This window comes from Leifsonia sp. 10N434, assembly GCF_056394405.1.
Genome location: NZ_JBFTHV010000002.1, coordinates 83,742 through 110,178, shown reverse-complemented (window position 1 = coordinate 110,178; position 26,437 = coordinate 83,742). Strand labels below are relative to the sequence as shown.

Sequence of the window (26,437 nt, the reverse complement as noted above, 5' to 3'; positions counted from 1 at the left end):
ACCGTTCACTCCGCGTACGGCGCAGACAACCGCGTCGTGGCGAGGTTGTCCGGGATGGCGTCGAGGTACCCCTGGAGGTTGCGCGACGTCTCGGCGATCGAGTCGCCGCCGAACTTCTCGAGCACCGCGTTGGCGAGCACCAGTGCGACCATCGCCTCGGCGACGACGCCCGCGGCGGGAACCGCACAGACGTCGGAGCGCTGGTGGTGGGCCGGTGCGGCTTCACTCGTCGCGATGTCGACTGTGCGGAGGGCGTGCGGGATGGTCGCGATCGGCTTCATGCCCGCGCGGACCCGCAGCACCGTTCCGGTGCTCATGCCGCCCTCGGTGCCGCCGGCTTTGTCGCTCGTGCGCGAGATCTCGCCGTCGCCCGGCACGAGCTCGTCGTGCGCGTCGGACCCGCGACGTGTCGTCGTGAGGAATCCGTCACCGACCTCGACGCCCTTGATCGCCTGGATGCCCATGAGAGCGGCGGCGAGCTGCGCGTCGAGTCGGCGGTCCCAGTGCACGTGCGAGCCCAGGCCAGGCGGGAGGCCGTACGCGAGCACCTCGACGACGCCGCCCAGTGTGTCGCCGTCTTTGTGGGCGGCGTCGACCTCGGCGACCATCGCGGCCGAGGTCGCAGGATCGAAGCACCGCAGCGGGTCGGCGTCGAGCGCCTCGACGTCGCTGGGCAGGGGAAGCGGCGACCCCTCGGGGACGCGGACCGGACCGATGGAGAGCGTGTGGCTCACCAGGGTGATGCCGAGCTGCTCGAGGAACGACCGTGCAACCGCACCGAGGGCGACGCGCGCTGCCGTCTCGCGGGCGCTCGCGCGCTCGAGCACCGGCCGTGCCTCGTCGAACCCGTACTTCTGCATGCCGACCAGGTCCGCGTGCCCCGGTCGCGGCCGCGTGAGCGCCGCACCTCTGCCACCGGCGAGCTTCTCGGCGTCGACGGGCTCCGCGCTCATCACGTCGACCCACTTGGGCCATTCCGTGTTGCCGATGCGCACGGCGATGGGGCTGCCGAGGCTGTAGCCGTGGCGCACGCCGCCCGAGATATCGAGCGCATCCTGTTCGAATTTCATGCGGGCGCCGCGGCCGTAGCCGAGTTTGCGGCGCGCCAGATCGGCGCGGATCGCGTCGAGGGAAACCGGCACGCCGGCGGGGAGCCCTTCGAGCAGGGCGATGAGTTCGGGGCCGTGGGATTCCCCGGCCGTGAGCCAACGAAGCATGATTCGATTCTGGCATAGCGCCACAGGGCCGCCCGTTCGTGTGACGGAACGGCTGACGGAAGGCGCGACGTGCGCGTCAGGACAGCGGGGAGCCGGTCTCGTCGATGCGGACGGCGTCGAGCATCGCAGCGAGCACCGCATCCTCGTTCTCGAGGGGCTGCAGCGGGTCACCGGAGACGAAGATGCGCACCTGGAGCAGCGCCTGGTGCGCGAGCATCGCGAGCCCGGAGACGACGCGGCCGTCGACCGCCTTCCACGCCGCACCGAGCACGCTCGGCCACGGGTCGTAGGAGACGTCGAGGAGCAGCGCGCGGCGCCGGGTCGAGTCGGTGTAGACCGCATCCGTGGTCACCCCGCCCGGCAGGGTGCTGATGACCAGCTCCGGGATGTCGAGCGAGCGATCGGCCTGACCGAACGGGCGGATCCGGATCATCAGCCCGAGGTCGTGTGCGAGCGGCTCGAGCCAGACGCTGCGCTCAAGCGACCGCACATACACGTCGACCCGCTCGGCACCGAGCTCGGCCGCGGCGACCAGGGCCGAGGCCGCCGTCGCCCCGCCGCCGAGGATGTGGACGAAGCGGGCGCTCTCGAGGCCGGTCGCCCGCACCGCGCGAACCAGGCCGGCGACATCGGTGTTGAACCCGCGCACGGCGCCGTCGTCGAGGAGGACGGTGTTGGCCGCGCCCGTCTGCTCGGCCACCCGGTCGGTCTCGTTCAGCAGCGGGATCACCGACTGCTTGAGCGGCATCGTCAGCGACAGGCCGCGCCATTCGGGGCCGAGACCGTCGATGAAGTCGGCCAGCCCGTCCTCTGCGACGTCAACGCTCTCGTACTCCCAATCGAGCCCGAGGGCCTCGTACGCGGCGCGATGGAGGGCAGGCGACTGGGAATGACCGATCGGCGAGCCGAGCACGGCCAGTCGACGCACCGGCGCCTTGGGCGAACGGGACGTCTTCTTGCGCGGGGTCCGCGGAGCAGCGGGTTCCGGGACGGCGGCCTCGGCTTCGACCGCGGGCTCGGCGTCGGCATCGGCTTCCGCCTCAGCTTCATCGTCGGCAGGGTCCTCCCGGTCGGCGGCGTCCTCGGCCTCGGCGACGGCCGCCTCCTCGGCCTCGCGCGCACGCTCGGCTTCGACGAGCGCAGCGATTCCCGCCTCCGCATCCGCCTCGGACACACCGTTCTCGGCAGGATCGAGCGACTCCGCCTCGCCATCGGCGACGACCTCGTCATCGTCGTCGGTCACGTCCGCATCGGCGGCGTCCTCGTCGTCGTCGTCCTCGTCGACCTCGTCGGCATCCTCGGATTCCTCGGGTTCCCCCTCGAGCATCACCGCGGGCTCGGCCAGTTCGTCGATGATCGCGTCGCCGTTCTCGTCGTCCGCCGGGGTCGATCGCTTGTCACTCATAGCCAGGATTGTCCCTCATCCACTGTTGCCACTTCTCGACGGCGGCGTCGTGCTCGGCCGCGGTCGTCGAGAAGATCGTCTCGCCGGTCTTCAGGTTCCAGGTCACGAAGAACATCCACGGTCCGGCTGCCGGATGCAGCGCCGCGTTGATCGCGAGGTCCCCAGGGTTCGAGATCGGCCCGACCGGGAGCCCCGGATGCACGTAGGTGTTGTACTTGTTGGACGCGTCGGCGCGCTCGGCGTCCGTCGTGGTCACTGTGTGGGTGTTGCCGGTGCCGTACGCCACCGTTGCATCGGACTGCAGATCCCAGCCCTGCGCGAGACGGTTGAGGAAGACCCGCGACACCTTGGGGTAGTCGGGCGCGAGCCCGGCCTCGCGCTGCACCAGTGAGGCCAGCACGATCGTCTTCCAGCGGTCGGCCGGCTTCACCCCGGCGTCGTCGAGCGACTGGAACGTGCGGTCGACCAGCGTCTTTATTACGTCATGCGCCGTGATCCCCGGCGTGAACGTGTAGGTCGCAGGGAACAGGAAGCCCTCGAGCGTCGTCGCCTGTGCGGGAGCACCGTACTGCTGCGGATTCTTGGCCGCCGCCGTCAACTCCGCGACGGGAATCTTGGTGGCGGTGGCGAGGAGCGGCAGGATGTCCTTCTCCGCCGTCCCCTCCGGGATCACGGCCGTGTTCTGCACACGCGACGCCGGGTCCTCCATCGCGAGCAGCGCCGCCTGCGCGCTCATCTTCTTCGCCAGCTTGAACGCGCCGGGCTGGAACTCGACCTCCTGCTGCTGGCGGAGCAGCAGCGAGTAGAAAGCGCTGTACGTCTTGGTGACGCCGGCTTTCTGAAGCTTGGTCGCCACATCCGAACCGGTGTCGCCCGACACGATCGAGACGATGACCGTCCCGCTGCCGTTGCCGGAGTAGTCGTCGTCTTTCGGCGTGATCGCCGCGACCAGCTTGGCGACCTGCGGCTGGAAGGCTGCGTAGGCACCGCCGACGAGCCCGCCCAGGATGGCGACGACGATGAGCGTGACCCAGAGCGGCTTGAAGCTGCGCTTCTTCTTGGGCTCGCGGTGCGAGAGGTAGTTCTGCTGCCGCCAGGCGAGGGGCGACTCGGGGCCCCCGGGCACCTGCCCACCGGGGCCACGCGCGTCGCCGGCCTCGGGGTCGGCGACGGCGGCGATCTCCTCGAAGGTCGCGAACGGACTGTCGAGCACTGTCTCGGCCGCAGACCTCGGGCGGGCGGCAGCCGGGCTGTCGGCCGCCACGTCGCGGTCGGCGGCCAGGAGGGCGTCGAACTCCGCGTCCGCCTCGTCGGGGGTGCCGGCGGTCAGGGCGGACCCGCCCTGCGCCATCCGGGCCTCCCGGCGCGTCATGGGCGGTCGGTCCGAAACGGGTGCGTCGACGTCCGGGATCGTTTCGCCCGGCCCGGGAGGGTGTGGGTTCTGCGACAAACTAGGGTCCAATGCTCGGTTCGATGGGAGAGCCCGGCGGATGACCTGTAGCGCGCTCCGCATCGAGGGCGTGCTGCAAAATTATCGTGGCGGCGACCTGATCCACCACCGGACGCGCAGATTTCGAGTTCTTGCCGGATGCTCGCAGTGCTGAGTGAGCGGAAACGGTCGAGAGCCGCTCGTCCACGAGGCGTACCGGGACATCCACGTCGGCCTCGAGGGCGGTGGCGAATCCGATCGCGTCAGCGGTGGATGCCGTGTGTGCTCCCGAAAGCGCCAATGGCAGTCCGACGATAATCTCGAAAACTCCGAGTTCCGTCATAATCTCCGCGATCCGGCGGCGATCCGCAGCATCTTCGGAGCGTGGCACGGTCTCTACGGGCGTGGCGAGCATGCCGTGCGGGTCGGACCGGCTCACGCCGATCCGTACCTTCCCGACGTCGATGCCGAGTCGCACTCCCGTTCGCACCGGCGCCTAGCCCCCGATGCCCGAGATCACGGCGTTGAGTGCGGCCGGGATGGCGTCGACGTCCGTTCCGCCGCCCTGGGCGAGGTCGGCCTTTCCGCCGCCGCCTCCGCCGAGTACGCCGGCCGCCGTCTTGGCGAGCGCGCCCGCGTTCGCCCCGGTGTCGCGCGCCGCCTGGTTCGTGGCGACGATCACGACCGGCTTGTCGCCGGCCCGGGCCGCGAGAGCGACGACCGCCGGGTCCGAGCCGAGGCGCTCACGCACCGTCGTCACGAGGAGGCGCAGGTCGTCGGCCGAGTTGAGCGTTCCCGCATCCTGGGCGACGACTGTCACCGCACCGTGACGCGCGGCGCTCTCGAGCAGCGCCGGCACCTTGTCGAGCACGGCACGGGCCTCGAAGGCGGCGATCCGCTTCTCCGCCGCCTTGAGGTTGGCCATCAGATCGGCGATCTTCTCAGGAAGCTGCTCGCGCGGCGTCTTGAGCGAACCGGAGAGCTGCGAGACGATCGTGCGCTCGACCGCGAGGTCGCGGAAGGCCTCCAGTCCCACCAGTGACTCCACTCGGCGGTTGGTCGAGCCGACGGACGCCTCGCTGACCAGGTTGATCATCCCGATCTCGGCGCTGGACGTCACGTGGGTGCCGGCGCAGAGCTCGCGCGACCAGGGTCCGTCGATGTCGACCACGCGCACGGTGTCGCCGTACTTCTCGCCGAAGAGGGCCATCGCGCCGAGCGCCTTGGCCTCGGCGAGCGGCATCTCCCGTGTGGTGACCTCGAAGTTCTGCCGGATGGCGTTGTTCGAGATCTCTTCGATCTCGGTGCGCGTCTCGGGCGAGAGCGCCTGGTTCCACGAGAAGTCGAGACGCAGGTAGCCGGCCTTGTTGTACGAACCGCTCTGGTGCGCGTTCGAGCCGAGCACCTGACGCAGGGCCGCGTGGATGATGTGGGTGCCCGAGTGCGCCTGTCGCGCCCCGCGCCGGTAGTCGTGGTCGACGAGGCTCGTCGCGGGCGCGCCAACGCCGACCTCGCCGCTGCGCACCAGCACCTTGTGGCTGATGAGGCCCTTGACCGGCTTCTGCACATCGAGGACGTCGAGCTCATAGCCCGGGCCGACGATCGTGCCGGCGTCGGCATCCTGCCCGCCGGACTCGGCGTACAGGGCCGTCGCGCCGAGGATGATCTCGGCGATCTGCCCCTCGGTCGCCTTCGAAACCGAGGCTCCGTCGACGATGAGGCCCAGCACGCTCGACTCCGTCTCGAGCTCGGTGTAGCCGGTGAACACGGTCTCGCCGAGCGAACGGAACGAGCTGTAGACCGACAGGTCGGCCAGCGCGGTCTTCTTCGCCTTGGCGTCGGCCTTCGCCCGGGAGCGCTGGTCGGCCATCAGCGAATCAAACGCGTGGCGGTCGACGCTGAGCCCGGCTTCCTCCGCCATCTCGAGCGTGAGGTCGATCGGGAACCCGTAGGTGTCGTGCAGCAGGAACGCGGTGTCGCCCGCGAGCTCCTTCTTGCCGGCACGCTGCGTGTTGGAGACCGCGGTGTCCAGGATGCCCGTTCCGGCGACGAGGGTGCGCAGGAACGTCTCCTCTTCGGCGTAGGCCAGCTGGGAGATGCGCGGGAAGTCCTTCTCGACCTCCGGATACGCGGCCTTCATCGCGTCGCGCGACACCGTGAACAGCTCCGGGAAGGTCGCGTGGTCGACACCGAGCAGGCGCATCGCGCGCACGGTGCGACGCATCAGACGGCGCAGGATGTAGCCCCGGCCCTCGTTCGACGGCGTCACGCCGTCCGACATCAGCATGAGCGCGCTGCGCACGTGGTCTGCGATCACGCGCAGACGCACGTCGTCGTCGTGCACCGCACCGTAGGTCTTGCCGGCGAGCTGTGCCGCACGGTCGAGGACCGGGCGCACCTGGTCGATCTCGTACATGTTCTCGACGCCCTGCTTGAGGAACGCGACGCGCTCGAGCCCCATACCGGTGTCGATGTTCTTCTTGGGCAGATCGCCCAGGATGTCGAAGTCGGCCTTTCCGGTGCCCTCGCCGCGCAGGTACTGCATGAAGACGAGGTTCCAGATCTCCACGTAGCGATCGTCGTCGGTGGCCGGACCCCCGTCGATGCCGTACGCGGGACCACGGTCGAAGAAGATCTCCGAGCAGGGCCCTGCGGGGCCGGGCTGGCCGGTGGACCAGTAGTTCGTGTCCTTGCCCAGGCCCTGGATGCGCTCATCCGGCAGGCCGGCGACCCGGCGCCAGATGTCGCGCGCCTCGTCGTCCTCCTCGTACACCGTGACCCAGAGGTCCTTCGGGTCGAAGCCCAGACCGCCGTCGTCCTCGGACGTCGTCAGGAGATCCCAGGCGAACGTGATCGCCTGCTCCTTGAAGTAGTCGCCGAAGGAGAAGTTGCCGCACATCTGGAAGAAGGTGCCGTGCCGCGGGGTCTTGCCGACCTCGTCGATGTCCAGCGTGCGGATGCACTTCTGAACGCTCGTCGCGCGCGGGAACGGCGCCGGCACGAGGCCGGTGAGATACGGGACGAACGGCACCATCCCGGCCACCGTGAACAACAGCGACGGGTCGTCGCTGACGAGCGAGGCGGAGGGGACGACGGTGTGTCCGCGCTTGGCGAAGAAGTCGAGCCAGCGGCGGTGGATTTCAGCAGTCTGCATGGGTTCCGAGCGGTGAGAAGTGGTGAATGGGTCTGGAGCCGGTGCGGTCGTCGCGGTCGGTCAGTCGCCGTCGATGGCCGAGCGGAGTTCGGCCTCGCGCTGACGGTAGCCGTCGCCGACGGCCTCACCGAAGTCACGTGCCTTCTTGTCGAGCGAGCTGAAGAACTGCTTGCCCTGCGGTGTCTCGTTCACTTTGTGCGCGACGGCGAATCCGATCGCCACGCCGACGATGAGCCACAGAAAACTCTTCATTCCGATACTCCCTGAAGTGGATGGGACACGCGGAATCACCCGCGCGCCTGGGTCAGTTTAGTGCGTCGTGCCGCGCGAACGCCGAGAGCCGCCCGCAGCCCGGAAGGCCGCGCGCACCGCTGCGCTGAACCCCGCGAGCTTGATCAGCGGCCCGCCGACGGTCGCGGCGAACAGGGCGACCAGCGCCGAGACGTTCCCCGTGACATCCGCCACGTTCTTGGTGATCACGTCGACCCGCGCGAGCTGCTTGTTCGTCTCCTGGATGGTCGTCGCGGTCTCGTCGAGAATGGGCGTGATCCCGTCGCTGGCGTCTTTGATCGCCTCGCGCGTCTGATCGAGCACCCGGCCGAACTTGACCAGCGGGATCGCGATGAACCCCACGAGCACGGCGAAGACGACCGCCGCGATCAGCCCTGCGATATCGCCACCCGACACGAGTCCACCATCCATTCCGCCATCGGCATACTGTCCCAGCGTAGTCTCACCGCGCCGGAAAAAGGAGAACGGGGCCGTGGCACGAAGCCACGACCCCGTTCCGGGAGTCTTGCGATCCTTAGCGGGCCGCGTAGTACTCGACGACGAGCTGGACTTCACACGTCACGGGCACCTCGGCGCGCTTCGGGCGACGGACCAGACGAGCGTGCAGCTTGTCGAGCTCGACATCCAGGTAGGCCGGAACCTTCGGCAGGACGTCGACGTGTCCGCCGGCGGCCGCCACCTGGAACGGCTCGGTGCCCTCGGAGCGTGCCTTGACGTGGATCAGCTGACCCGGCTTCACGCGGAACGAGGGACGGTCGACGATGTTGCCGTCGACGAGGATGTGACGGTGCACGACCATCTGACGAGCCTGGGCTGTGGTGCGGGCGAAGCCGGCGCGGAGCACGAGGGCGTCGAGACGCATCTCGAGCAGCTCGACCAGGTTCTCACCGGTCAGGCCCTGCGTACGACGGGCCTCTTCGAACGCGATCTTCAGCTGCTTCTCGCGGATGCCGTACTGGGCGCGCAGACGCTGCTTCTCGCGCAGACGAACGGCGTAGTCCGAGTCGGCCTTGCGCTTGGTGCGACCGTGCTCACCGGGAGCGTAGGGACGCTTCTCGAGGTACTTGGCGGCCTTCGGGGTCAGGGCGATGCCCAGTGACCGCGACAGGCGGGTCTTGCTACGGGTACGTGACTTGGTAGACACGAGTTCCTTTCGGTTGTCTCTCTAACACAATGAACGCAGCACACTTCGTGCTGCAAAAATTAGAGGGATGTCGCCAAGGACGCCCGGCTACAGGGCCTGTCCCTTCGAGAGCGAATGTCGACGCAGCCGCACGCGACACACACTTCTAGGCGCAGCAATTCTAGCAGAACCGCGACTAGCTCCCGCGCACGATCTTGCGCAGCTTCGCGAGGCGTGCGGAGACGTCGCGCTCGTTGCCGTGCTCGGTCGGCTGGTAGTAGGCGGCGTCGGAGAGTTCGTCGGGCAGGTACTGCTGCCGGAGCACGCCGAGCGCGTCGTCGTGCGGATACTGATATCCCTTGCCGTGGCCGAGCCGCTTGGCGCCCGGGTAATGCGCGTCGCGCAGATGCTTCGGCACGCGTCCGATCCGTCCGGCGCGCACATCGGCGACGGCCGCGTCGAGCGCCATGTAGGCCGCGTTCGACTTCGGGGCGGTCGCAAGGTGAACCACAGCCTGGGCCAATGGGATGCGCCCCTCGGGCATCCCGATGAACTGCACGGCGTCGGCGGCGGCGATCGCCACCACCAGCGCCTGAGGATCGGCCATACCGATGTCTTCCGACGCCAGGATGATGATGCGGCGCGCGATGAAGCGCGGATCCTCCCCCGCCTCGATCATGCGGGCGAGATAGTGGAGCGAAGCATCGACGTCCGAACCCCTCACCGACTTGATGAAAGCGCTGATGACGTCGTAGTGCTCGTCGCCGTTGCGGTCGTAGCGCAGCAGCGCACGGTCGACCGCCTGCGCGACGATCTTGGCCGTGATGACCGGCTTCTTCTTGGAGGTGGCCGGCGTGGAGGACGCCGCACTCACCGAGCCCGCCTCCAGCGCCGTGAGGGCGCGGCGCGCATCCCCCGAGGCGAGCCGGATGATCGCTGCTCTGGCCTCCGGGTCGAGCGTGTACTGACCGGCGAGCCCGCGATCGTCGGCGACGGCGCGGTCGATGACGGTGCCCAGGTCGTCGTCGCTGAGCGTCTCCAGCGTGAGGAGGAGCGAGCGGGACAGCAGCGGCGAGATCACCGAGAACGACGGGTTCTCCGTGGTCGCAGCGACCAGGATGACCCAGCCGTTCTCGACGCCGGGGAGCAGGGCATCCTGCTGGGCCTTGGTGAAGCGGTGGATCTCATCGAGGAACAGCACGGTCGAGACGCCGTACAGATCGCGGGTCGAGAGCGCCTCGTCCATCACGAGACGCACGTCTTTGACGCCGGCCGTGACGGCGGAGAGCTCGACGAACCGTCTGCCGGACGAGTGCGCGATGGCCTGCGCGAGCGTGGTCTTACCCGTACCCGGCGGCCCCCACAGGATGACGGAGACCGAGCCGGTCTCGCCGCTCTGGTCGGAGGCCAGCGCGACCAGCGGAGATCCGGGACGCAGCAGGTGCTTCTGACCCGCCACCTCGTCGAGCGACTTCGGACGCATCCGCACAGCCAACGGGGTCGCCCCTGTGCGGAGCCCGGGTTGCACGTCGACCATTCCTCCAGGCTAGTCGGCACCGCCGACATGCTGGCTGGGAGCGGCGACTTTGTCACCCATAGGCAAGTCGCATAAAGTTCATCCTGATCCGCGGCCGGTGGCGCGACGGATCGTTCGCACGACGGCGCGCCCTCGGAGGAATCACGTGGCATCAAACAGGCAGAACGACCGCGAAGCCCGGCAGGCCCGAGAGCGGCTGCGCGCCTATCAGGCGCGCCAGACCGTTCACGAGACCAAGACCAAGCGGCGTCAGCGCGACAACTGGATCGCCGGCGGAGCGGTGCTCGTCGTCATCGTGCTCGCCGTGGCCACGCAGCTGCTGTACTTCGCCAAGCCGGGGACGCCGAGCGCATCCGCCTCGCCGTCGGCCTCTGCGCAGACCTACACGCTGCCGCCGAAGACGCTCGCGGGCAACCGCCACTGGACGGGCGCCCTCACGATCAACGACATCGCGCTCGGGGTCGACCTCGACGGCGCGAAGGCACCGCAGGCCGTGTCGAGCACGATCGGGCTCGCGTCAAAGGGCTTCTACGACGGGCTCACCTGCCACCGTCTCACCAACGGCGGCTTCTATGTGCTGCAGTGCGGCGACCCCAAGGGCGACGGCTCCGGCGGTCCCGGATACTCGTACGGTCCGATCGAGAACGCACCGAAGGACGACATCTACCCGGCGGGCACGCTCGCCATGGCGCGACAGAGCGACAACGCCTCGAGCCAGGGCAGCCAGTTCTTCATCGTGTACAAGGACACCAAGATCCCGTCCGACAGCGCAGGCGGCTACACCGTGATCGGAAAGGTCACGAGCGGACTCGACAAGCTCATCTCCGGCGTCACGGACAAGGGCGTGCAGGGCGGCGGAACGGATGGCAAGCCGGTCGTCGCGACGACCATCGACAGCTTCTCGCTCCAGTAGCGGATCATCCGGGGGCGGCTGCACGCCGCCCCTGCGTGCAATAGGCTGAATCGCAACTGTGGGCGGTCTCCCGCTCGGAACGTCATCAGCAAGGTGAGGGTCTTGGCTACTACTGATCAGCAACCGTGGGGTCGTGTCGATGAGACAGGCACCGTCTTCGTGCGCGAGGGCGACGGCGAGCGGGCCGTCGGCCAGTATCCCGACGGCACGGCCGAAGAGGCTCTCGCCTACTTCGAGCGCAAGTACACCGACCTCGCCGGCCAGGTGACGCTGCTCGAGCAGCGCGCCAAGCGCGGCGCCCCCGCATCGGACATCGCCAAGGCGGTCGCATCGCTCCGCACGAGCGTCGCCGGCGCCAACGCCGTCGGCGACCTCGCTTCGCTCGCCGCCCGTCTCGACACCCTCGGGGGAACCGTCGAAGAGCTCACGGAGCAGCAGAGCGCCGAGGCGAAGGCCCAGGTCGAGCAGGCCGTCGCTGAGCGCACGGCCATCGTCGTCGAGGCCGAGGCCCTTGCCGCCGAGGATCCTGCGCGCACGCAGTGGAAGCAGACCACCTCGGCTCTCGATTCGCTGTTCACCCGGTGGCAGACCCACCAGCACGATGGTCCGCGCATCCCCAAGAACGAGGCGAACGAGCTGTGGAAGCGGTTCCGCACCGCGCGCTCGACGATCGAGCACAACCGCAAGGCCTTCTTCGCCGAACTCGACAACCAGCACCGCGATGTCCGGGCCCGCAAGACCGCGCTCATCGAGCAGGCGGAGGCGCTGATCCCCCGTGGCGCCGACGGCGTCCCCGAGTACCGTCAGCTGCTCGACCAGTGGAAGCTCGCCGGGCGCGCAGGCAAGCGCAACGACGACGCCCTCTGGGCCCGCTTCAAGGCCGCCGGCGACGCGATCTACTCCGCCAAGGCCGAGGTCGACGCCAAGGACAACGAGGAGTACTCGGCCAACCTGGAGCTGAAGCTCGCCCTCCTCGACGAGGCGGAGCCGCTGCTCAAAGCCACCGACCGCGAGTCGGCTCGGGCGACGCTCCTCTCGATCCAGCAGCGCTGGGATGAGATTGGCCGGGTGCCGCGCGATCAGGTGCGCCCGATCGAAGACCGGCTCCGCAAGGTCGAGGCCGCTGTGCGCCGCCTCGACGAAGAGCACTGGGAGCGCAACAACCCCGAGAAGAAGGCGCGCTCCGAGGGGCTCGCGAGCCAGCTCACCGAGGCGATCGCGAAGCTTCAGCAGGAGCTCGACGACGCCAAGGCGTCCGGCGACCAGCGCAAGGTCAAGGAAGCACAGGAAGCACTGGACGCCCGCAAGATCTGGCTCGACGCGCTGCAGTAGACGCGGTGCGTCCGTCCACAGGGCGGATTCTCCACCACTCTTCTCTGCACGACCCTCGACCGGTGGGTGCGGCGCGAAGCTGGGTGCATGACATCGGTGCTCCCCCGGCTTCTCGGCCCTCCCACGATCCCGCAGGCCGAACTGTGCGCCCTGCGGCTCGACGGACAGCTCTACCGGGTCGGCGACTCCTACGCGACGCTCGACACCCCCGACACGCACGAGTTGCGCGCTGAGGCATTCGCCCTCCTCGCCGCGCCGTCCATGATCGCCGATCGTCGTACGGCGGCCTGGATCCACGGCGTCAGGGCGGAGCCCCCTCCCGTGCTGCACGCGTGCGTCGACCGGGCCCGACGGGGCCCAGCATCGAATCCGCCCGGCATCGACCTGCGTCAGTGCGCACTCGAACGCGGCGATGTGCTGCGCGTCGGGCGCGCGCGGCTCACCTCGCCGCTGCGCACCGTGGTCGATCTGCTCCGCACCGAGCAGCGATTCACGGCGGGACTCGCCCTACAGGTGCAGGCGCTTCTGGCACTGGCCGGCGTCGCACCGGCGGAGTGCCAGGCGCACATCAAACGGCACATCCAGTCGCCCGGCACGCGCCGAGCCCTGGTCCGGCTCGCAGCGGTCCCGCAGCATCGGGCCGCACCCGAGAGTCAGCCCGCGCTCACCCGGTACACGTCGTAGACGGCGTCGATCCGGCGCACCGCGTTCAGCACGCGGTCGAGGTGAGTGGTGTCCCCCATCTCGAACACGAATCGGCTGAGGGCGAGGCGATTGCTCGACGTCGTGACCGTGGCCGACAGGATGTTCACGTGGTGCTCGGAGAGCACGCGTGTGACGTCGGACAGCAGCCCGGCCCGGTCGAGGGCCTCGACCTGGATCTGCACGAGGAACACGCTCTTGGAGCTCGGCGCCCACTCGACGTCGATCATCCGTTCGGGCTCCTGCAGCAGCGACTGCACATTGTGGCAGCTCGCCTGGTGCACGGAGACACCGGCCCCGCGGGTCACGAAGCCGACGATCGGGTCGCCGGGCACCGGGGTGCAGCACTTCGCGAGCTTGACCAGGATGTCCGGTGCACCGCGCACGAGCACGCCGGAGTCGCTGTTGCGCAGCTGACGAGACCGTCCCTTGACGGGCAGCTCGAGGTCGCCATCCGTCTCGGCCTCGGTCTGCACCGACGCGACGACCTTCTCGATCACGGACTGCGTCGAGACGTGACCCTCGCCCACCGCGGCGTACAACGACGAGACGTCGTCGTACTTGAGCAGCGACGCGACCTCGACCAGGGAGTCCTGCGACATCAGCTTCTGCAGCGGCAGGTTCTGCTTGCGCATGGCACGGGCGATCGCGTCCTTGCCCTGCTCGATTGCCTCGTCGCGGCGCTCCTTGGTGAACCACTGGCGGATCTTGTTCCTGGCACGCGGGCTCTTGACGAAATTGAGCCAGTCCTGGCTCGGACCGGAGTCGGGGTTCTTCGACGTGAAGACCTCCACGACGTCCCCGGTCGTGAGGGTGCTCTCGAGCGGCACCAGGCGACCGTTGACCTTCGCGCCCATCGTGCGGTGGCCGACCTCGGTGTGCACGGCGTAGGCGAAGTCCACAGGCGTCGCGCCGGCCGGCAGGCCGATGACGCGGCCCTTCGGCGTGAAGACGTAGACCTCTTTGGCACCGATCTCGAAGCGGAGCGAGTCGAGGAACTCGCTGGGGTCCGCGGTCTCGGCCTGCCAGTCGGAGATGTGCGCGAGCCAGGCGAGGTCGGTGTCGTCCTTGGCGGGGCCACCGGAGCTCTTGCCTGTCGTCTGCTCCTTGTACTTCCAGTGCGCGGCGACACCGAACTCGGCGCGCTGATGCATCTCCTCCGTACGGATCTGGATCTCGACCGGGCGGCCCTCCGGACCGATCACCGTCGTGTGAAGCGACTGGTACAGGTTGAACTTCGGCGTGGCGATGTAGTCCTTGAAACGCCCGGGCATCGGCGTCCAGCGCGCGTGGATCTGACCGAGCACGGCGTAGCAGTCGCGCACCGAGTTCACGAGCACCCGGATGCCCACCAGGTCGTAGATCTCGTCGAACTCACGTCCGCGCACGACCATCTTCTGGTAGATCGAGTAGTACTGCTTGGGTCGCCCGACCACCTTGCCGCGGATCTTCGCGCTCTTCAGATCGTCGTTGATCGAGTCGATGACCTGCTGGACGAGGCGCTCGCGCTCGGGAGTGCGCTGCCGTACGAGGCTCTCGATCTCTGCGTAGAGCTTCGGATAGAGCACCGCGAACGAGAGGTCTTCCAGCTCCCACTTGATGGTCTGGATTCCGAGGCGGTGCGCGAGCGGCGCGTAGATCTCCAGCGTCTCTGTCGCCTTGCGCGTCGCCGACGCGGCGGGCACGAACCCCCAGGTGCGGGCGTTGTGGAGCCGGTCGGCGAGCTTGATGATCAACACGCGGATGTCCTTCGACATCGCCACGATCATCTTGCGGACCGTCTCGGCCTGCGCGCTGTCGCCGTACTTGACCTTGTCGAGCTTGGTCACGCCGTCGACGAGCATCGCGATCTCATCGCCGAACGCGTCGCGCAGCTCGTCGAGGGTGTACTCGGTGTCTTCGACCGTGTCGTGCAGGAGGGCGGCCGCGATCGTCTTGGCGCCGATCCCCAGATCGGCGAGGATCTGCGCGACCGCGACGGGGTGCGTGATGTACGGCTCGCCCGACCGGCGCTTCTGTCCCGAGTGGGCGCGCTCGGCCACCGTGTAGGCGCGTTCGATCAGCGACAGATCGGCCTTCGGATGGTGCAGCCGCACCGTCCGGATGAGCGTGTCGACCGCTCCCGCCGGTTGCGCGCGCGAGAAGATGCGCGGCACGAGGCGGCGCAGCGAAGCAGTCTGTGTCGTATCAACCATGCGCGCGCCTCCTTCTCCCTATTATCGCCGCCGCGACACCCCGCTCGTTCACGGGGCCGACTCCGGCGTTCAGACGACGTCTCCCGTAGAGCCGTCGTCACGGACGACGGCGGCGCCGTGCGCCTGCCACGCGCTCATCCCGCCGGCCACGTTGGCCGCGGGATAGTCCGCCCGGTTGAGCGCGTCCGTCGCAAGACGGGAGCGACCACCCGAATGACAGATCACCAGGATCTGCTGATCCTCGGGCAGTTCGTGCTGTCGCGTCTGGAGTTCGTACAGCGGGATGTGGTGAGCATCCGGCGCGTGTCCGGCCTCCCACTCGTGCGCCTCGCGGACGTCGAGCAGCCAGGCCGAACCCGCTCCGACGAGTTCGCTCGCGCGCGCGGCGCTCACCTCGTCTTCGTCGAGATAAGAACCGCTCACGGTCACCTTCTATTCCGCCGTGACCGGCACCGGCTGCGGTGCGGCGGCCTTGGGCCGGATGGAGAGCACCTTCGCGTCGTGCTTCTTGATGGCAGCCTCGCCCTCGCGGAACTGCGAGTACATCGGAGCAGCAAGGAAGATCGTCGAGTAGGTTCCGACGATGATGCCGATGAGCAGCGCGAGCGAGATGTCGCGCAGGGTGTCGGCGCCGAGCGCGAATGCTCCGATGAAGAGGATGGAGGCGACGGGCAGCACGGCCACGACGGCGGTGTTGATCGATCGCACCAGCGTCTGGTTCACCGCCAGGTTCACCGATTCCGCGAACGTGCGGCGGGTGAGTTCCAGCTCTTCCTTGGTGTTCTCACGCACCTTGTCGAAGACGACGACCGTGTCGTAGAGCGAGTAGCCCAGGATGGTCAGGAAGCCGATCATGGTCGCGGGAGACACCTCGAACCCGACCAGCGCGTAGATGCCGGCCGTGATGATGAGGTCGTGGAACAGCGAGATGATCGCCGACGCCGACATCTTCCAGGTGCGGAAGTAGAGGGCCATCGCGATGAACGCCAGCAACAGGAACACCACGATGCCCTGGATCGACTGCTGCGTCACATCCGCGCCCCACGAGGGTCCAATGAACGTCGACGAGACGTCGGTGGCGGGCACGTCGTAGGCCTTCGCCAGCGCGTCCGCTACCTCCTTGGTCTGCGTCTCGGTCAGCTGGTCGGTCTGAACGCGAACGGAGTCGTTGTTGACCGTGGTGACGTGAGCGACCTTGTTGGGAACGACGCTGTCCAGCGCATCCTGCGCCTTGGCGGTCGAGGTGTCGTCGACGTTGGTGATCGTGAACTGCGATCCGCCACGGAACTCGATGCTGAAGTTGAAGCCGCCCTTGATGACGGGGATCAGGATGGACAGGATGACCATGACGGCCGCGATCCAGTACCAGATCTTGCGCTTGCCGACGAAGTCGAACGAACGGGCGCCGGTGTAGAGGTCGTTACCGAATGTGGTGAGTCGACTGGCCATCAGGAGTCCTTCCCCCCGCTCTTGCTATCCGACGACGCCGATGCGGAGGCCAGTTCGGCCGCCTTGCGCTCGGCGATGGTCTGGCGGCGGGCCGCCTCCTTGCTGGCGGATGCAGCCTTTCCGGGTGCGACAGCCACCGGCTTGCGGAACTGAGCGGCGCCGCGGTACACGGCACCGAGCGCCTGCGGGTCGAGACCGCTCCACGGGCTCCCGCTGTTGAAGTAGCGGGTCTTCGCGAGCAGCTGCAGCACCGGATGCGTGAACAGCAGCACCACGAGCACGTCGATGATCGTCGTGAGTCCGAGGGTGAACGCGAATCCACGGACGTTGGCCGCGGCGAGCACGTAGAGCACGACGGCGGCGAGCAGGTTGGTGGCCTTGGAGGCGTAGATCGTGCGCTGGGCTCGCTTCCAACCCGCCTCGACGGCGGATTCGAGACCTCTGCCGTCGCGCAACTCATCGCGTATTCGTTCGAAGTACACGATGAACGAGTCGGCCGTGAATCCGATCGCGACGATCAGACCCGCCACACCTGCCAACGACAAGCGGTAGCCGTAGTGCCACGAGAGCAGAGAGATCGTGAGGTACGTGAGCAGGGCGGCGACCACGAGCGAAATGATCGTGACGAAGCCGAGCAGGCGGTATTGGAACAGGGTGTAGATCGCGACCAGGATCAGACCGATGAGACCGGCGATGAGACCTGCGAGCAGCTGGGACGAACCGAGCGTCGCCGAGATCGTGTCCTGGCTCTGCACCTTGAACGAGAACGGCAGCGCGCCGAACTTCAGCTGGTCGGCCAGGGTCTTCGCGCTGTCCTGCGTGAAGTTACCGCTGATCTGCGGACGGCCGTCGGTGATCACGGCGTTGGTGGTCGGGGCCGAGATGACCTTGCCGTCGAGCACGATCGCGAACTGGTTCTGCGCGCCGGTCAGGCCGTTCAGGCGGGTGGTGACGTCGGCGAAGGCCTTGGTGCCCGCATCGTTGAAGATGATGTTGACGGCCCACTGACCGTTGCTGACACCGCTGGAGCTCTGCATGAGCCCGCTGTTGGCGTCTTTGATGTCCTGACCGCGGACCTCGACGGGGCCGAGCAGGTACTTGACCGTGCCCCCGTCGTCACAGGTGATGAGCGGTTCGTCCGTCGGCGCGGTACCGGTGTTCTTGGCGGCGTCCGAGTCGCACGAGAACGCGTTGAACTGCGCCTGGAGCTCCGGCGTCACCCAGGCGAGGTCGCTGCCGTTGGTGGGCTTGGTCGAGGGCGTGGACTGCAGGCCGGGAGCCGGGCTCGGTGCCGGTGTCGTCTTGCCGTCGGCCCCGACGACCTCGTTGGTCGGGCCGCCCGAGATGAGCACCGGACGGAAGTCGAGCTTGGCGCTCGCCTTGATGCGGTCGAGCGTCTGCTGGTCGGGGGTGCCGGGGATCGAGACGACGATGTTCTTCGAACCCTCGGTCGAGATCTCCGACTCCGAGACGCCGGCGGCGTCGATGCGCTGCCGGATGATCGACACGGCCTGGTCGAGCTGCTGCTGCTCGATCGCCTGGCCGTTCTGCACCTGCGGCGCCAGGATGATCTGGGTTCCGCCCTGGAGGTCGAGAGCGAGCTTGGGCAGCCACGTCGCGTTGCTCCAGATGACGCCAGCCGTGAGCGTACCGAGGAGCACCACGACGATGACGCCGAGCCAACTCAGTGAACGCCAGGCCTTCTTGACCGGGGTCGACTTTGCCACCTAATACTCAGCTTTCTACGAGCGTGCCCGCGCCGAACCGACGCGGGCACACAGGAAATGGGGTCAGTCGTCGCTCTTCGCGCCGGGCTTCTTCGAGACGTCGTCGACGCGCTCTCCGAACTCGGGCTCGGTGAGCGGGACGGCGTGATCCTCGTTCAGCTCAGGGGCGGCAGCGGTCTCGACCTCGGCCGGCTCGTCGACCTTGGGCTCGACGACGCGCGCGAGCACCTGACGGTGCACCTTGATGACGGTGCCCGGGCTGGTCTCGATGAGAGCGGTGTTGTCGTCGTCGTCGACGGAGAGCAGGTGGCCGTACAGGCCGAAGTTGGTCATGACCTCGACACCGGGGACCATCTTCGAACGCGTCTCAGCCGCCTCCTTCTGACGCTTGCGGCTGTTGCGGAACATGAAGAAGACCAGGGCCGCCAGTACGACGACCATGACAATGGTCAGAGTTGTGTCACCCATGAGTTGGGGTCACCTTCCAGTGCGCGGCGCAAGGCCGCTTCAATCGGTTTGAGAATGGTTGGCCGACAGGCCAGCTTGAATTATAAGTCATCCATCAGTGATGGTTGCTGTGAGCCTACCTGCTGCGGGTGGTCGATCCCGAAATGGCGCCACGCCGACGGTGTCGCCACGCGACCGCGCGGAGTGCGGGACAGCAGCCCGATGCGCACCAGGAACGGCTCCACGACCGATTCGATCGTCTCCGCCTCCTCACCGACCGAGACGGCGAGGGTGTTGAGCCCGACCGGTCCCCCGCCGAAGCGTTCCAGGATGGCGTGCAGTACGGCGCGGTCGAGACGGTCGAGGCCCAGCGGGTCGACATCGTAGAGTTCGAGCGCCCCGCGCACGGCCTCGATGTCGGCGGCTCCCCCGCGCACCAGGGCGAAGTCGCGCACCCGGCGCAGGAGTCGGTTCGCAATGCGCGGTGTGCCCCGGCAGCGTCCGGCGATCTCGGCGAGGGCCGCCCTGTCGATGTCGAAGTCGAGCATCACCGCCGCGCGCTGGAGCACCTGCGTGAGCTCCGCCTCGTCGTAGAACTCGAGGTGCGCCGTGAAGCCGAAGCGGTCGCGCAGCGGGTTGGGCAGCAGACCGGACCGCGTCGTGGCGCCCACGAGGGTGAACGGCGCGAGGTCGAGCGGGATCGACGTCGCCCCCGCTCCCTTGCCGACCATGATGTCGATGCGGAAGTCCTCCATCGCCAGGTACAGCATCTCCTCGGCGGAGCGGGCCATCCGGTGGATCTCGTCGATGAAGAGGACCTCACCAGGTGTGAGGGAGGACAGCAGGGCCGCCAGATCTCCCGCGTGCTGGATCGCGGGACCGCTCGACAGCCGCAGCGGACGCCCGCTCTCATGGGCGACGATCATCGCGAGCGTGGTCTTGCCGAGCCCGGGAGGGCCGGCGAGCAGGATGTGGTCGGCGGTGCGGTCCTGCATCTTCGCCGCGGTGAGAAGCAGCTGGAGCTGGCCGCGCACCTTGGCCTGCCCGACGAACTCGGCGAGCGAGCGCGGGCGCAGGGCGCCCTCGAAGGCCAGTTCCGATTCGGACTCGAGTTCGGGAGCGGTGGGGTCGCTGGCGTCGCTCACCGTCATGCCAGCCCGCTCTGCTTCGCCGGACCGAGGTGCGCAAGAGTGAGACGCAGGAGCGCCTGCATGCTGTCGCGGTGACTCTCGTCGGTCTCCGCGACCACCTCTGCCAGGGCCTCGGCGGCCACCTTCTCGGGCCAGCCCAGGCCGACCAGCGCGACCAGGACGCTGTCGCCGATCGATGACGGAGCTGCGGACGCGCGCGACACCGGGGCGCGTCGCGTGACGGTGAGCTTTCCGGCCAGCGACACGACGATGAGCTTCGCGGTCTTGGGTCCGATGCCGGACACCTTGCGGAACGGCGCATCGTCGTCGGCCGCGACGGCTTCGGCGATCTGGTCGGGAGAGAGCACCGACAGCACGCCGATGGCGGACTTGGGCCCGACGCCGGAGACGCCCGTGAGCAGCTCGAACACCTGCAACTGCTCGACGTCGGAGAATCCGAAGAGCGAGAGCGCGTCTTCGCGCACGATGAGGGAGGTCATCACGAACGCTTCGTCACCGATGCGGAGGGAGAGGACGTGGTCGGGGGTCAACTGCACCGAGAATCCGACACCGCCGACCTCGATCACGGCCGTTCCACCGCTCGCTGAGAGAACGATGCCACGGAGGGAGGAGATCACCTGGCCAGCCTACGTGGCGCCGCCGACGCTCGGCTGCTGGAGCGTTCCGCGGCGCGCCATGCCGCTTGAGCGGGCGTCAGGTCGCCGCCATCCGGGCCAGCGGCTGCTGCGGGGGCACCCCGCCAGGCGTGGCAGATGGCGATCGCGAGCGCGTCGGCGGCGTCCGCCGGCTTCGGCACCTCCGCCAGACCCAGGATGCGCGCCACCATCGCCTGCACCTGCTTCTTGTCGGCGGAACCGTAGCCGGTGATCGCTGCTTTCACCTCGCTCGGGGTGTGCAGGGCGACCGGGAGTCCGCGTTTCGCCGCCGCGTGCAGTGCGACACCGCTCACCTGCGCGGTGCCCATCACCGTGCGCAGATTGTGCTGGGCGAAGACGCGCTCGATGGCGACGACGGCCGGGCCGTGGGCGTCCAGCAGCTCTTCGATGCCGTTGCCGACCGCCAGCAGACGCTGCTCCAGGGGCATCGCCGGCGGCGTGCGGATGACCGTGACCGCCACGAGCGTCGCACGCCGATCCGGATGCACGTCGACGATGCCGACGCCGCAGCGGGTGAGGCCGGGGTCGATGCCGAGGACGCGCACCGACATGTCGGCCGCTACTCGGAGTCGGACTCGAGCTCGGCCTGGACCTCAGCGGTCAGGTCGAGGTTGGTGTAGACGTTCTGCACGTCATCCGAGTCTTCGAGCGCGTCGATCAGGCGGAAGACCTTGCGCGCCGTCTCGGCGTCGGCCTCGACATTGACCGTGGCGACGAACTCGACGTCGGCGGAGTCGTAGTCGATTCCTGCATCCTGCAGCGCCGCACGGGCTGCGACCATGTCGGTCGCCTCGGTGAGCACCTCGAAGGTCTCGCCGCGGTCGGTGACCTCTTCTGCGCCGGCGTCGAGCACCGCGGTGAGCACGTCGTCCTCATCCACGCCGTCGGCGTGCGGGACGACGATGACGCCCTTGCGGTGGAAGTTGTAGGAGACGCTGCCCGGGTCGGCCATAGTGCCGCCGTTGCGGGTCATCGCGGTGCGCACCTCGGCGGCCGCGCGGTTCTTGTTCTCGGTGAGGCACTCGATCAGCAGTGCGACGCCGTTGGGGCCGTAGCCCTCGTACATGATCGTCGCGTAGTCGATGCTCTCACCGGTGAGGCCCGCTCCGCGCTTGATCGCGCGGTCGATGTTGTCGTTCGGGACAGACGTCTTCTTCGCCTTCTGCACCGCGTCGACGAGGGTCGGGTTGCCGGACATGTCGGCGCCGCCCATCTTGGCCGCCACCTCGATGTTCTTGATCAGCTTCGCGAACGACTTGGCGCGACGCTGGTCGATCACGGCCTTCTTGTGCTTGGTGGTGGCCCACTTGGAATGCCCGGACACTGTGCTCCCTCAGACTGCTTTCAAAGATCCTGACCATTGTAGAGCCTCGGCTCCCGCGGATCCGTACTCCGCGCGCCGCGGATGCGCCGGTCAGCCGGGCAGCGCGCCCGGGCGCAGACCGGCCTCCGCGACGATCGTCGCCGCTGTCTCCGCCGCCGAACTCTGCGCGGGGATCAGCCGCTCGCGCACGAACGGGAGCAGGTCGTCGTCCACGAACCACTGACGCAGTTCGTCCGCACCGAACGAGCCGGCCTTGTCGCGCGTCGCGTGCCGGGCGACCGTCTCGTCGAACGGCACGTCGAAGTAGTAGAACCACGCGGTGACGCCGGGCTCCGACGCCAGCTCGCGCAGCATCGCGGCGTAGCGCGCGCTCGACAGCATTCCCTCGACCACCACCGCATCGGATGCGTGGAGCGCGTGCCGGGCGACGAGGGCGATGAGCTCCTGGTTGCCTCCGGCGTCCGTCTTCTGCTGGCCGAGCACGGTGCGCGCAAGGTAGTCCTGCTCGACGAGAGCGACCCCGTCTCCGAGCATCCGGCGCAGCTCTCTCGCGACCGTGCTCTTGCCCGATCCCGAGTTGCCCCGCAGCACGATCAGCTTCATGCCGCTGCGCGCACTTTGCTCAGGAAGTACTCGTGGAACCGGACGTCGCCGGTCATCTCGGGGTGGAACGACGTGCCGAGCAGGGCGCCCTGCTCCACGGCGACGACGCGGCCGTCGGCGAGCCGGGCGAGCGGAGTCGCCCGCTCCCCCACGCTGTGCACGATTGGCGCCCGGATGAACACGGCGTGCATCGGCTCGGCGCCGACCGCGGGGATGTCGAGATCGGTCTCGAACGAGTCGAGCTGGGAACCGAAGGCGTTGCGCCGCACCTGCACGTCGAGGCCGCCGAGCGTCTGCTGGCCCGCGATCCCGTCGAGGATGCTGTCGGCCAGCATGATGAGGCCGGCGCACGTTCCGTAGACGGGAAGACCGCCGGCGATGGCCTGCTTCAGCGGCTCGGCGAGGCCGAACGTGCGCGACAGCTTGTCCATCACACTCGACTCGCCGCCGGGGATCACCAGGCCGCCGACCTCGGCGAGCTCCGACGGCCGGCGCACCGGCACCGCGTCGGCGCCCAGGGAGCGGAGGACCGCGATGTGCTCGCGGAAATCCCCCTGCAGTGCGAGGACGCCGACTCTGGTGCTACCAGCCACGCTCGGAGAGGCGGTGCGGCGCTGCGAGGTCGGAGACGTTGATGCCGACCATGGCCTCGCCCAGTCCGCGGGACACCTCGGCGATGACCGACGGGTCGTCGTAGAACGTCGTGGCCTTGACGATCGCGGCCGCGCGCTGCTCGGGGTTGCCCGACTTGAAGATGCCCGATCCGACGAACACGCCGTCGGCGCCCAGCTGCATCATCATCGCCGCGTCGGCCGGGGTGGCCACGCCGCCGGCGGTGAACAGCACGACGGGAAGCGTGCCGGTCTCGGCGATCTCGGCGACGAGCGCGTACGGTGCCTGCAGCTCCTTGGCCGCGACGTACAGCTCGTCCCGGCTCATGGAGGTGAGCGCCGCGATCTCCGACTTGATCTTGCGGATGTGCTTGGTCGCCTCCGAGACGTCGCCGGTGCCGGCCTCGCCCTTCGAGCGGATCATGGCGGCGCCCTCGTTGATGCGGCGCAGCGCCTCACCCAGGTTGGTTGCACCGCAGACGAAGGGGACGGTGAAGCCCCACTTGTCGATGTGGTTCACGTAGTCGGCCGGGCTCAGCACCTCGGACTCGTCGATGTAGTCGACGTCGAGCGCCTGCAGCACCTGCGCCTCGACGAAGTGGCCGATGCGGGCCTTCGCCATGACGGGGATGGACACCTCGGCGATGATGGCCTCGATGAGGTCGGGGTCGCTCATGCGGGCGACACCACCCTGCGCACGGATGTCGGCGGGGACTCGTTCGAGCGCCATCACGGCGACCGCACCGGCGTCTTCGGCGATGCGTGCCTGGTCCGGCGTCACGACGTCCATGATCACGCCGCCCTTCAGCATCTCGGCCAGGCCGCGCTTGACGCGGTCCGATCCCGTCGCTGTGCTCTCCGTGTCGACCATCGTGGTCCTCTCGTCCGTCGTTCAGTAGTATTTGACCTATGCCAAACGATATCACTCCCCCTGGTGCTCGTTAGGCTCGAGCTCGGAGCGACATGGACGAACAGATCATCACGGGCGCGACGGCGGCGGAGATCACCGCGAGCGTGCGAACGCTCCACGAACGCGGTGCGCTGCGACCGGGTGACGCACTCCCCCCGGTGCGGGAACTGGCCGCCCTGCTCGGCGTGAACCGCAACACGGCCGTGGCGGCCTACCGTCTGCTCGCGCAGGCCGGCGTGGTCGTCGCCCGCGGCCGAGCCGGGACGGTGATCGCCGGCCACGAGGCCGTCGCCCAGGAGGGCTACGCGCCCGACTCGGTCCTCCGCGACATCGGCACCGGCAACCCGGATCCCCGCCTGATCCCCGATCCGACCACGGCGCTCGCGCGGGCGACCGGGCGACCCGTGCTGTACGGGGAGCCCGTGATCGACCCCGCCCTCGAAGACCGTGCGCTCGCCTGGGTGCGCGACGATCTCCCCGGCCGGGACCTCCGGATCACCGTCACCAGCGGAGCCGTCGACGCCGTCGAACGACTTCTGGCCCAGGCGCTTCTGCGCGACGACGCGGTCGCGCTCGAAGACCCCTGTTTCCTCGCCAGCATCCACACGGTGCGCCTGGGCGGCTACCGGGCCGTTCCGGTCCCCGTGGATTCCGAGGGGATGACCGTCGACGGCCTCCGCGCCGCTCTCGACGACGGCGTGCGGGCGATCATCTGCACCCCGCGCGCACAGAACCCGACCGGCGCGACCCTCTCGCCGCGCCGGGCCGCCGACCTGCGCGCGCTGCTCGCCGAGCATCCGTATGTGCTCGTCATCGAGGACGACCACTTCTCGATGCTCTCCCAGCGGCCGTACGAGACGCTCATCGGCGAGGGACACCGCCGCTTCGCCCTCGTCCGGTCCGTGTCCAAGTTCCTCGGGCCAGATATGTGCCTCGCCGTCGCGGCGACCGATCCGGAGACGGCGGAGCGGCTCGCCCTCCGGCTCAGTCCCGGCACGACCTGGGTGAGCCATCTGCTGCAGCGTCTTGTGCTCGCTCAACTGACAGACGAGACGGTGCTGCACGAGATCGCCGCGGCCGGTCGCCACTACGCCGAACGCAACGCGGCCTTCGCCGCCCGGCTCACCGAGCGCGGTCTGCCGACGGAGGCGGAGGACGGCCTCAACCTCTGGGTCAGTCTCCCCGTCGAGGCGAAGATCGTCGCGGAGCGGCTCGTGCTGCGGGGCTGGCTCGCCAGGACCGGCGACGAGTTCGTCCTGTCGGAGCGGTCGGCCCCCTCGCACCACCTGCGGCTCACGGTGCACGACCTCACCGACGAGGAGACCGCCCGCCTCATCGACGACCTGGCGGAGGCCACCCGCTGACCGAGGCGAGCACAGCCTCCGCGGGATGAGAGGATCGACGGATGAAGATCCTCTCGATCCAGTCCGCGGTGGCCTACGGTCACGTGGGCAACTCCGCCGCCGTGTTCCCCCTCCAGCGCATCGGGGTCGAGGTCCTCCCCGTCTACACCGTGAACTTCTCCAACCACACCGGCTACGGCGCATGGCGCGGTCCGCTCATCGCCCCGGAGGACGTGCGCGACGTCATCACCGGCATCGAGGAGCGCGGTGTGCTCGGGCAGATCGACGCAGTGCTCTCCGGCTACCAGGGCAGCGAAGGCATCGGCGATGTGATCGTCGACGCCGTCTCGCGGGTCAAGGCCGCCAATCCGGATGCCGTGTACGCCTGCGATCCGGTCATGGGCAATGCGACATCCGGCTGTTTCGTCGCCCCGGCGATCCCCGACCTGCTCCGCGACCGGGTCGTGCCGGTCGCCGACATCATCACCCCGAACCAGTTCGAGCTCGGGTACCTCACCAACACCTCGCCCGACACGCTCGAGTCCACGCTGGACTCGGTGGACGCGGCGCGGGCCATGGGGCCGCGCACGGTCCTCGTCACGAGCGTCGAACGACCGGACCGCCCCGACGACACGATCGAGATGCTCGCCGTCGACGACGAGGGCGCATGGATCGTGCAGACGCCGCGGCTGCCGATGAAGGCCAACGGCTCGGGCGACGTCACCGCCGCCCTGTTCACCGCCCACTACGTGCGCACCGGGGACGCCGAGCTCGCCCTCCGCAAGACGGTCTCGAGCGTGTACGACCTGCTCGCGCGCACGCTGGAGTCGGGCGAGCGGGAGCTCAAGCTAGTCGAGTCGCAGGACGTCTACGCGAACCCGCTCGAGCAGTTCCCCGTGCGTCGCGTGCGCTGACGCC

Annotated in this window: 26 protein-coding genes; 5 read left to right on the top strand and 21 right to left on the bottom strand. The window is 68.5% G+C overall.

Annotated elements, in window-relative coordinates:
* Positions 1–5 precede the first annotated feature (5 nt).
* The 9 genes from aroC to AC1DB1_RS06115 all read right to left on the bottom strand — a co-directional run bounded on the left by aroC (position 6) and on the right by AC1DB1_RS06115 (position 10,156).
* Entirely contained in the window at positions 6–1,217 is a 1,212-nt protein-coding gene (gene aroC / locus AC1DB1_RS06155) for a chorismate synthase (protein WP_271178812.1), read from the bottom strand.
* A gap of 76 nt (positions 1,218–1,293) precedes the next feature.
* A complete protein-coding gene (locus AC1DB1_RS06150; protein WP_477200156.1) occupies positions 1,294–2,622 on the bottom strand; it encodes a shikimate dehydrogenase in 1,329 nt (442 codons plus the stop codon).
* Positions 2,615–3,994, bottom strand: coding sequence for an endolytic transglycosylase MltG (gene mltG, locus AC1DB1_RS06145; protein WP_477200155.1), 1,380 nt, complete (start codon positions 3,992–3,994; stop codon positions 2,615–2,617). The genes AC1DB1_RS06150 and mltG overlap by 8 nt, the downstream gene beginning before the upstream one ends.
* Before the next feature lie 79 nt (positions 3,995–4,073).
* Positions 4,074–4,541, bottom strand: a complete 468-nt coding sequence (gene ruvX, locus AC1DB1_RS06140) for a Holliday junction resolvase RuvX (protein ID WP_271178815.1) — start codon at positions 4,539–4,541, stop codon at positions 4,074–4,076.
* Positions 4,542–4,547: 6 nt separating this feature from the next.
* Complete coding sequence (gene alaS, locus AC1DB1_RS06135) at positions 4,548–7,205, bottom strand: alanine--tRNA ligase (protein ID WP_477200154.1); 2,658 nt, start codon at positions 7,203–7,205, stop codon at positions 4,548–4,550.
* Between the two features lie 60 nt (positions 7,206–7,265).
* On the bottom strand, positions 7,266–7,457 hold the full coding sequence (locus AC1DB1_RS06130) for a hypothetical protein (RefSeq protein WP_271178817.1): 192 nt from the start codon (positions 7,455–7,457) through the stop codon (positions 7,266–7,268).
* Between the two features lie 57 nt (positions 7,458–7,514).
* Positions 7,515–7,892, bottom strand: a complete 378-nt coding sequence (locus AC1DB1_RS06125) for a DUF948 domain-containing protein (protein WP_271178818.1) — start codon at positions 7,890–7,892, stop codon at positions 7,515–7,517.
* Between the two features lie 118 nt (positions 7,893–8,010).
* Positions 8,011–8,640: a 30S ribosomal protein S4 gene (rpsD, locus tag AC1DB1_RS06120; protein ID WP_271178819.1), complete on the bottom strand. Its 630-nt coding sequence runs from the start codon at positions 8,638–8,640 to the stop codon at positions 8,011–8,013.
* 175 nt (positions 8,641–8,815) lie between these two features.
* Positions 8,816–10,156 carry a replication-associated recombination protein A gene (locus AC1DB1_RS06115; RefSeq protein WP_477200153.1) on the bottom strand — a complete coding sequence of 447 codons (1,341 nt, stop codon included), beginning with the start codon at positions 10,154–10,156 and terminating at the stop codon, positions 8,816–8,818.
* A 145-nt stretch (positions 10,157–10,301) separates the two neighbouring features.
* Here AC1DB1_RS06115 and AC1DB1_RS06110 point away from each other — a divergent pair, with 145 nt between their 5' ends.
* From AC1DB1_RS06110 to AC1DB1_RS06100, 3 genes are all read left to right on the top strand, one after another.
* Complete coding sequence (locus AC1DB1_RS06110; RefSeq protein ID WP_477200152.1) at positions 10,302–11,069, top strand: peptidylprolyl isomerase; 768 nt, start codon at positions 10,302–10,304, stop codon at positions 11,067–11,069.
* A 102-nt stretch (positions 11,070–11,171) separates the two neighbouring features.
* The gene (locus tag AC1DB1_RS06105; RefSeq protein ID WP_477200151.1) at positions 11,172–12,401 is read left to right on the top strand and encodes a DUF349 domain-containing protein; all 1,230 of its coding nucleotides are present in this window, start codon (positions 11,172–11,174) and stop codon (positions 12,399–12,401) included.
* Between the two features lie 87 nt (positions 12,402–12,488).
* On the top strand, positions 12,489–13,085 hold the full coding sequence (locus AC1DB1_RS06100; RefSeq protein ID WP_477200150.1) for a type IV toxin-antitoxin system AbiEi family antitoxin: 597 nt from the start codon (positions 12,489–12,491) through the stop codon (positions 13,083–13,085).
* Here AC1DB1_RS06100 and AC1DB1_RS06095 read toward each other — a convergent pair.
* The 12 genes from AC1DB1_RS06095 to pdxS form a co-directional block, all read right to left on the bottom strand.
* A complete protein-coding gene (locus AC1DB1_RS06095) occupies positions 13,055–15,298 on the bottom strand; it encodes a RelA/SpoT family protein (RefSeq protein ID WP_271178824.1) in 2,244 nt (747 codons plus the stop codon). The genes AC1DB1_RS06100 and AC1DB1_RS06095 overlap by 31 nt on opposite strands.
* Before the next feature lie 69 nt (positions 15,299–15,367).
* Positions 15,368–15,721: a rhodanese-like domain-containing protein gene (locus AC1DB1_RS06090; protein WP_477200149.1), complete on the bottom strand. Its 354-nt coding sequence runs from the start codon at positions 15,719–15,721 to the stop codon at positions 15,368–15,370.
* Positions 15,722–15,730: 9 nt separating this feature from the next.
* The gene (secF, locus tag AC1DB1_RS06085) at positions 15,731–16,747 is read right to left on the bottom strand and encodes a protein translocase subunit SecF (protein ID WP_477200148.1); all 1,017 of its coding nucleotides are present in this window, start codon (positions 16,745–16,747) and stop codon (positions 15,731–15,733) included.
* On the bottom strand, positions 16,747–18,474 hold the full coding sequence (secD, locus tag AC1DB1_RS06080; RefSeq protein ID WP_271178827.1) for a protein translocase subunit SecD: 1,728 nt from the start codon (positions 18,472–18,474) through the stop codon (positions 16,747–16,749). The genes secF and secD overlap by 1 nt, the downstream gene beginning before the upstream one ends.
* 63 nt (positions 18,475–18,537) lie before the next feature.
* Positions 18,538–18,942: a preprotein translocase subunit YajC gene (yajC, locus tag AC1DB1_RS06075; protein ID WP_271178828.1), complete on the bottom strand. Its 405-nt coding sequence runs from the start codon at positions 18,940–18,942 to the stop codon at positions 18,538–18,540.
* 80 nt (positions 18,943–19,022) lie between these two features.
* Positions 19,023–20,072 carry a Holliday junction branch migration DNA helicase RuvB gene (gene ruvB, locus AC1DB1_RS06070; protein ID WP_477200147.1) on the bottom strand — a complete coding sequence of 350 codons (1,050 nt, stop codon included), beginning with the start codon at positions 20,070–20,072 and terminating at the stop codon, positions 19,023–19,025.
* Positions 20,069–20,689 (bottom strand): Holliday junction branch migration protein RuvA, encoded by a 621-nt coding sequence (ruvA, locus tag AC1DB1_RS06065; RefSeq protein ID WP_477200146.1) that lies wholly within the window; start codon positions 20,687–20,689, stop codon positions 20,069–20,071. Before ruvA ends, ruvB begins: the two co-directional genes overlap by 4 nt.
* Positions 20,686–21,273: a crossover junction endodeoxyribonuclease RuvC gene (ruvC, locus tag AC1DB1_RS06060; protein WP_477200546.1), complete on the bottom strand. Its 588-nt coding sequence runs from the start codon at positions 21,271–21,273 to the stop codon at positions 20,686–20,688. The genes ruvA and ruvC overlap by 4 nt, the downstream gene beginning before the upstream one ends.
* 14 nt (positions 21,274–21,287) lie before the next feature.
* Entirely contained in the window at positions 21,288–22,052 is a 765-nt protein-coding gene (locus tag AC1DB1_RS06055) for a YebC/PmpR family DNA-binding transcriptional regulator (RefSeq protein WP_271178831.1), read from the bottom strand.
* A gap of 90 nt (positions 22,053–22,142) precedes the next feature.
* Entirely contained in the window at positions 22,143–22,655 is a 513-nt protein-coding gene (locus AC1DB1_RS06050) for an AAA family ATPase (RefSeq protein WP_477200145.1), read from the bottom strand.
* Entirely contained in the window at positions 22,652–23,248 is a 597-nt protein-coding gene (gene pdxT, locus AC1DB1_RS06045) for a pyridoxal 5'-phosphate synthase glutaminase subunit PdxT (protein ID WP_477200144.1), read from the bottom strand. The genes AC1DB1_RS06050 and pdxT overlap by 4 nt, the downstream gene beginning before the upstream one ends.
* Positions 23,238–24,137 carry a pyridoxal 5'-phosphate synthase lyase subunit PdxS gene (gene pdxS, locus AC1DB1_RS06040; RefSeq protein ID WP_271178834.1) on the bottom strand — a complete coding sequence of 300 codons (900 nt, stop codon included), beginning with the start codon at positions 24,135–24,137 and terminating at the stop codon, positions 23,238–23,240. Before pdxS ends, pdxT begins: the two co-directional genes overlap by 11 nt.
* Before the next feature lie 92 nt (positions 24,138–24,229).
* On the opposite strand from pdxS, the gene AC1DB1_RS06035 reads away from it, so the two are divergent.
* Positions 24,230–25,540 carry an aminotransferase class I/II-fold pyridoxal phosphate-dependent enzyme gene (locus AC1DB1_RS06035; protein WP_477200143.1) on the top strand — a complete coding sequence of 437 codons (1,311 nt, stop codon included), beginning with the start codon at positions 24,230–24,232 and terminating at the stop codon, positions 25,538–25,540.
* Positions 25,541–25,581: 41 nt separating this feature from the next.
* Positions 25,582–26,433: a pyridoxal kinase PdxY gene (gene pdxY / locus AC1DB1_RS06030; protein ID WP_271178836.1), complete on the top strand. Its 852-nt coding sequence runs from the start codon at positions 25,582–25,584 to the stop codon at positions 26,431–26,433.
* The last annotated feature ends 4 nt before the right edge of the window (positions 26,434–26,437 follow it).

Coding starts and splice junctions, on each gene's coding strand:
- aroC (WP_271178812.1), bottom strand. CDS start 1,217: ATGCTTCGTTGGCTCACGGCCGGGGAATCCCACGGCCCCGAACTCATC.
- AC1DB1_RS06150 (WP_477200156.1), bottom strand. CDS start 2,622: ATGAGTGACAAGCGATCGACCCCGGCGGACGACGAGAACGGCGACGCG.
- mltG (WP_477200155.1), bottom strand. CDS start 3,994: ATGACGCGCCGGGAGGCCCGGATGGCGCAGGGCGGGTCCGCCCTGACC.
- alaS (WP_477200154.1), bottom strand. CDS start 7,205: ATGCAGACTGCTGAAATCCACCGCCGCTGGCTCGACTTCTTCGCCAAG.
- AC1DB1_RS06130 (WP_271178817.1), bottom strand. CDS start 7,457: ATGAAGAGTTTTCTGTGGCTCATCGTCGGCGTGGCGATCGGATTCGCC.
- AC1DB1_RS06115 (WP_477200153.1), bottom strand. CDS start 10,156: ATGGTCGACGTGCAACCCGGGCTCCGCACAGGGGCGACCCCGTTGGCT.
- AC1DB1_RS06100 (WP_477200150.1), top strand. CDS start 12,489: ATGACATCGGTGCTCCCCCGGCTTCTCGGCCCTCCCACGATCCCGCAG.
- AC1DB1_RS06095 (WP_271178824.1), bottom strand. CDS start 15,298: ATGGTTGATACGACACAGACTGCTTCGCTGCGCCGCCTCGTGCCGCGC.
- secF (WP_477200148.1), bottom strand. CDS start 16,747: ATGGCCAGTCGACTCACCACATTCGGTAACGACCTCTACACCGGCGCC.
- yajC (WP_271178828.1), bottom strand. CDS start 18,942: ATGGGTGACACAACTCTGACCATTGTCATGGTCGTCGTACTGGCGGCC.
- ruvB (WP_477200147.1), bottom strand. CDS start 20,072: ATGACGGTGAGCGACGCCAGCGACCCCACCGCTCCCGAACTCGAGTCC.
- AC1DB1_RS06050 (WP_477200145.1), bottom strand. CDS start 22,655: ATGAAGCTGATCGTGCTGCGGGGCAACTCGGGATCGGGCAAGAGCACG.
- pdxS (WP_271178834.1), bottom strand. CDS start 24,137: ATGGTCGACACGGAGAGCACAGCGACGGGATCGGACCGCGTCAAGCGC.
- AC1DB1_RS06035 (WP_477200143.1), top strand. CDS start 24,230: ATGGACGAACAGATCATCACGGGCGCGACGGCGGCGGAGATCACCGCG.
- pdxY (WP_271178836.1), top strand. CDS start 25,582: ATGAAGATCCTCTCGATCCAGTCCGCGGTGGCCTACGGTCACGTGGGC.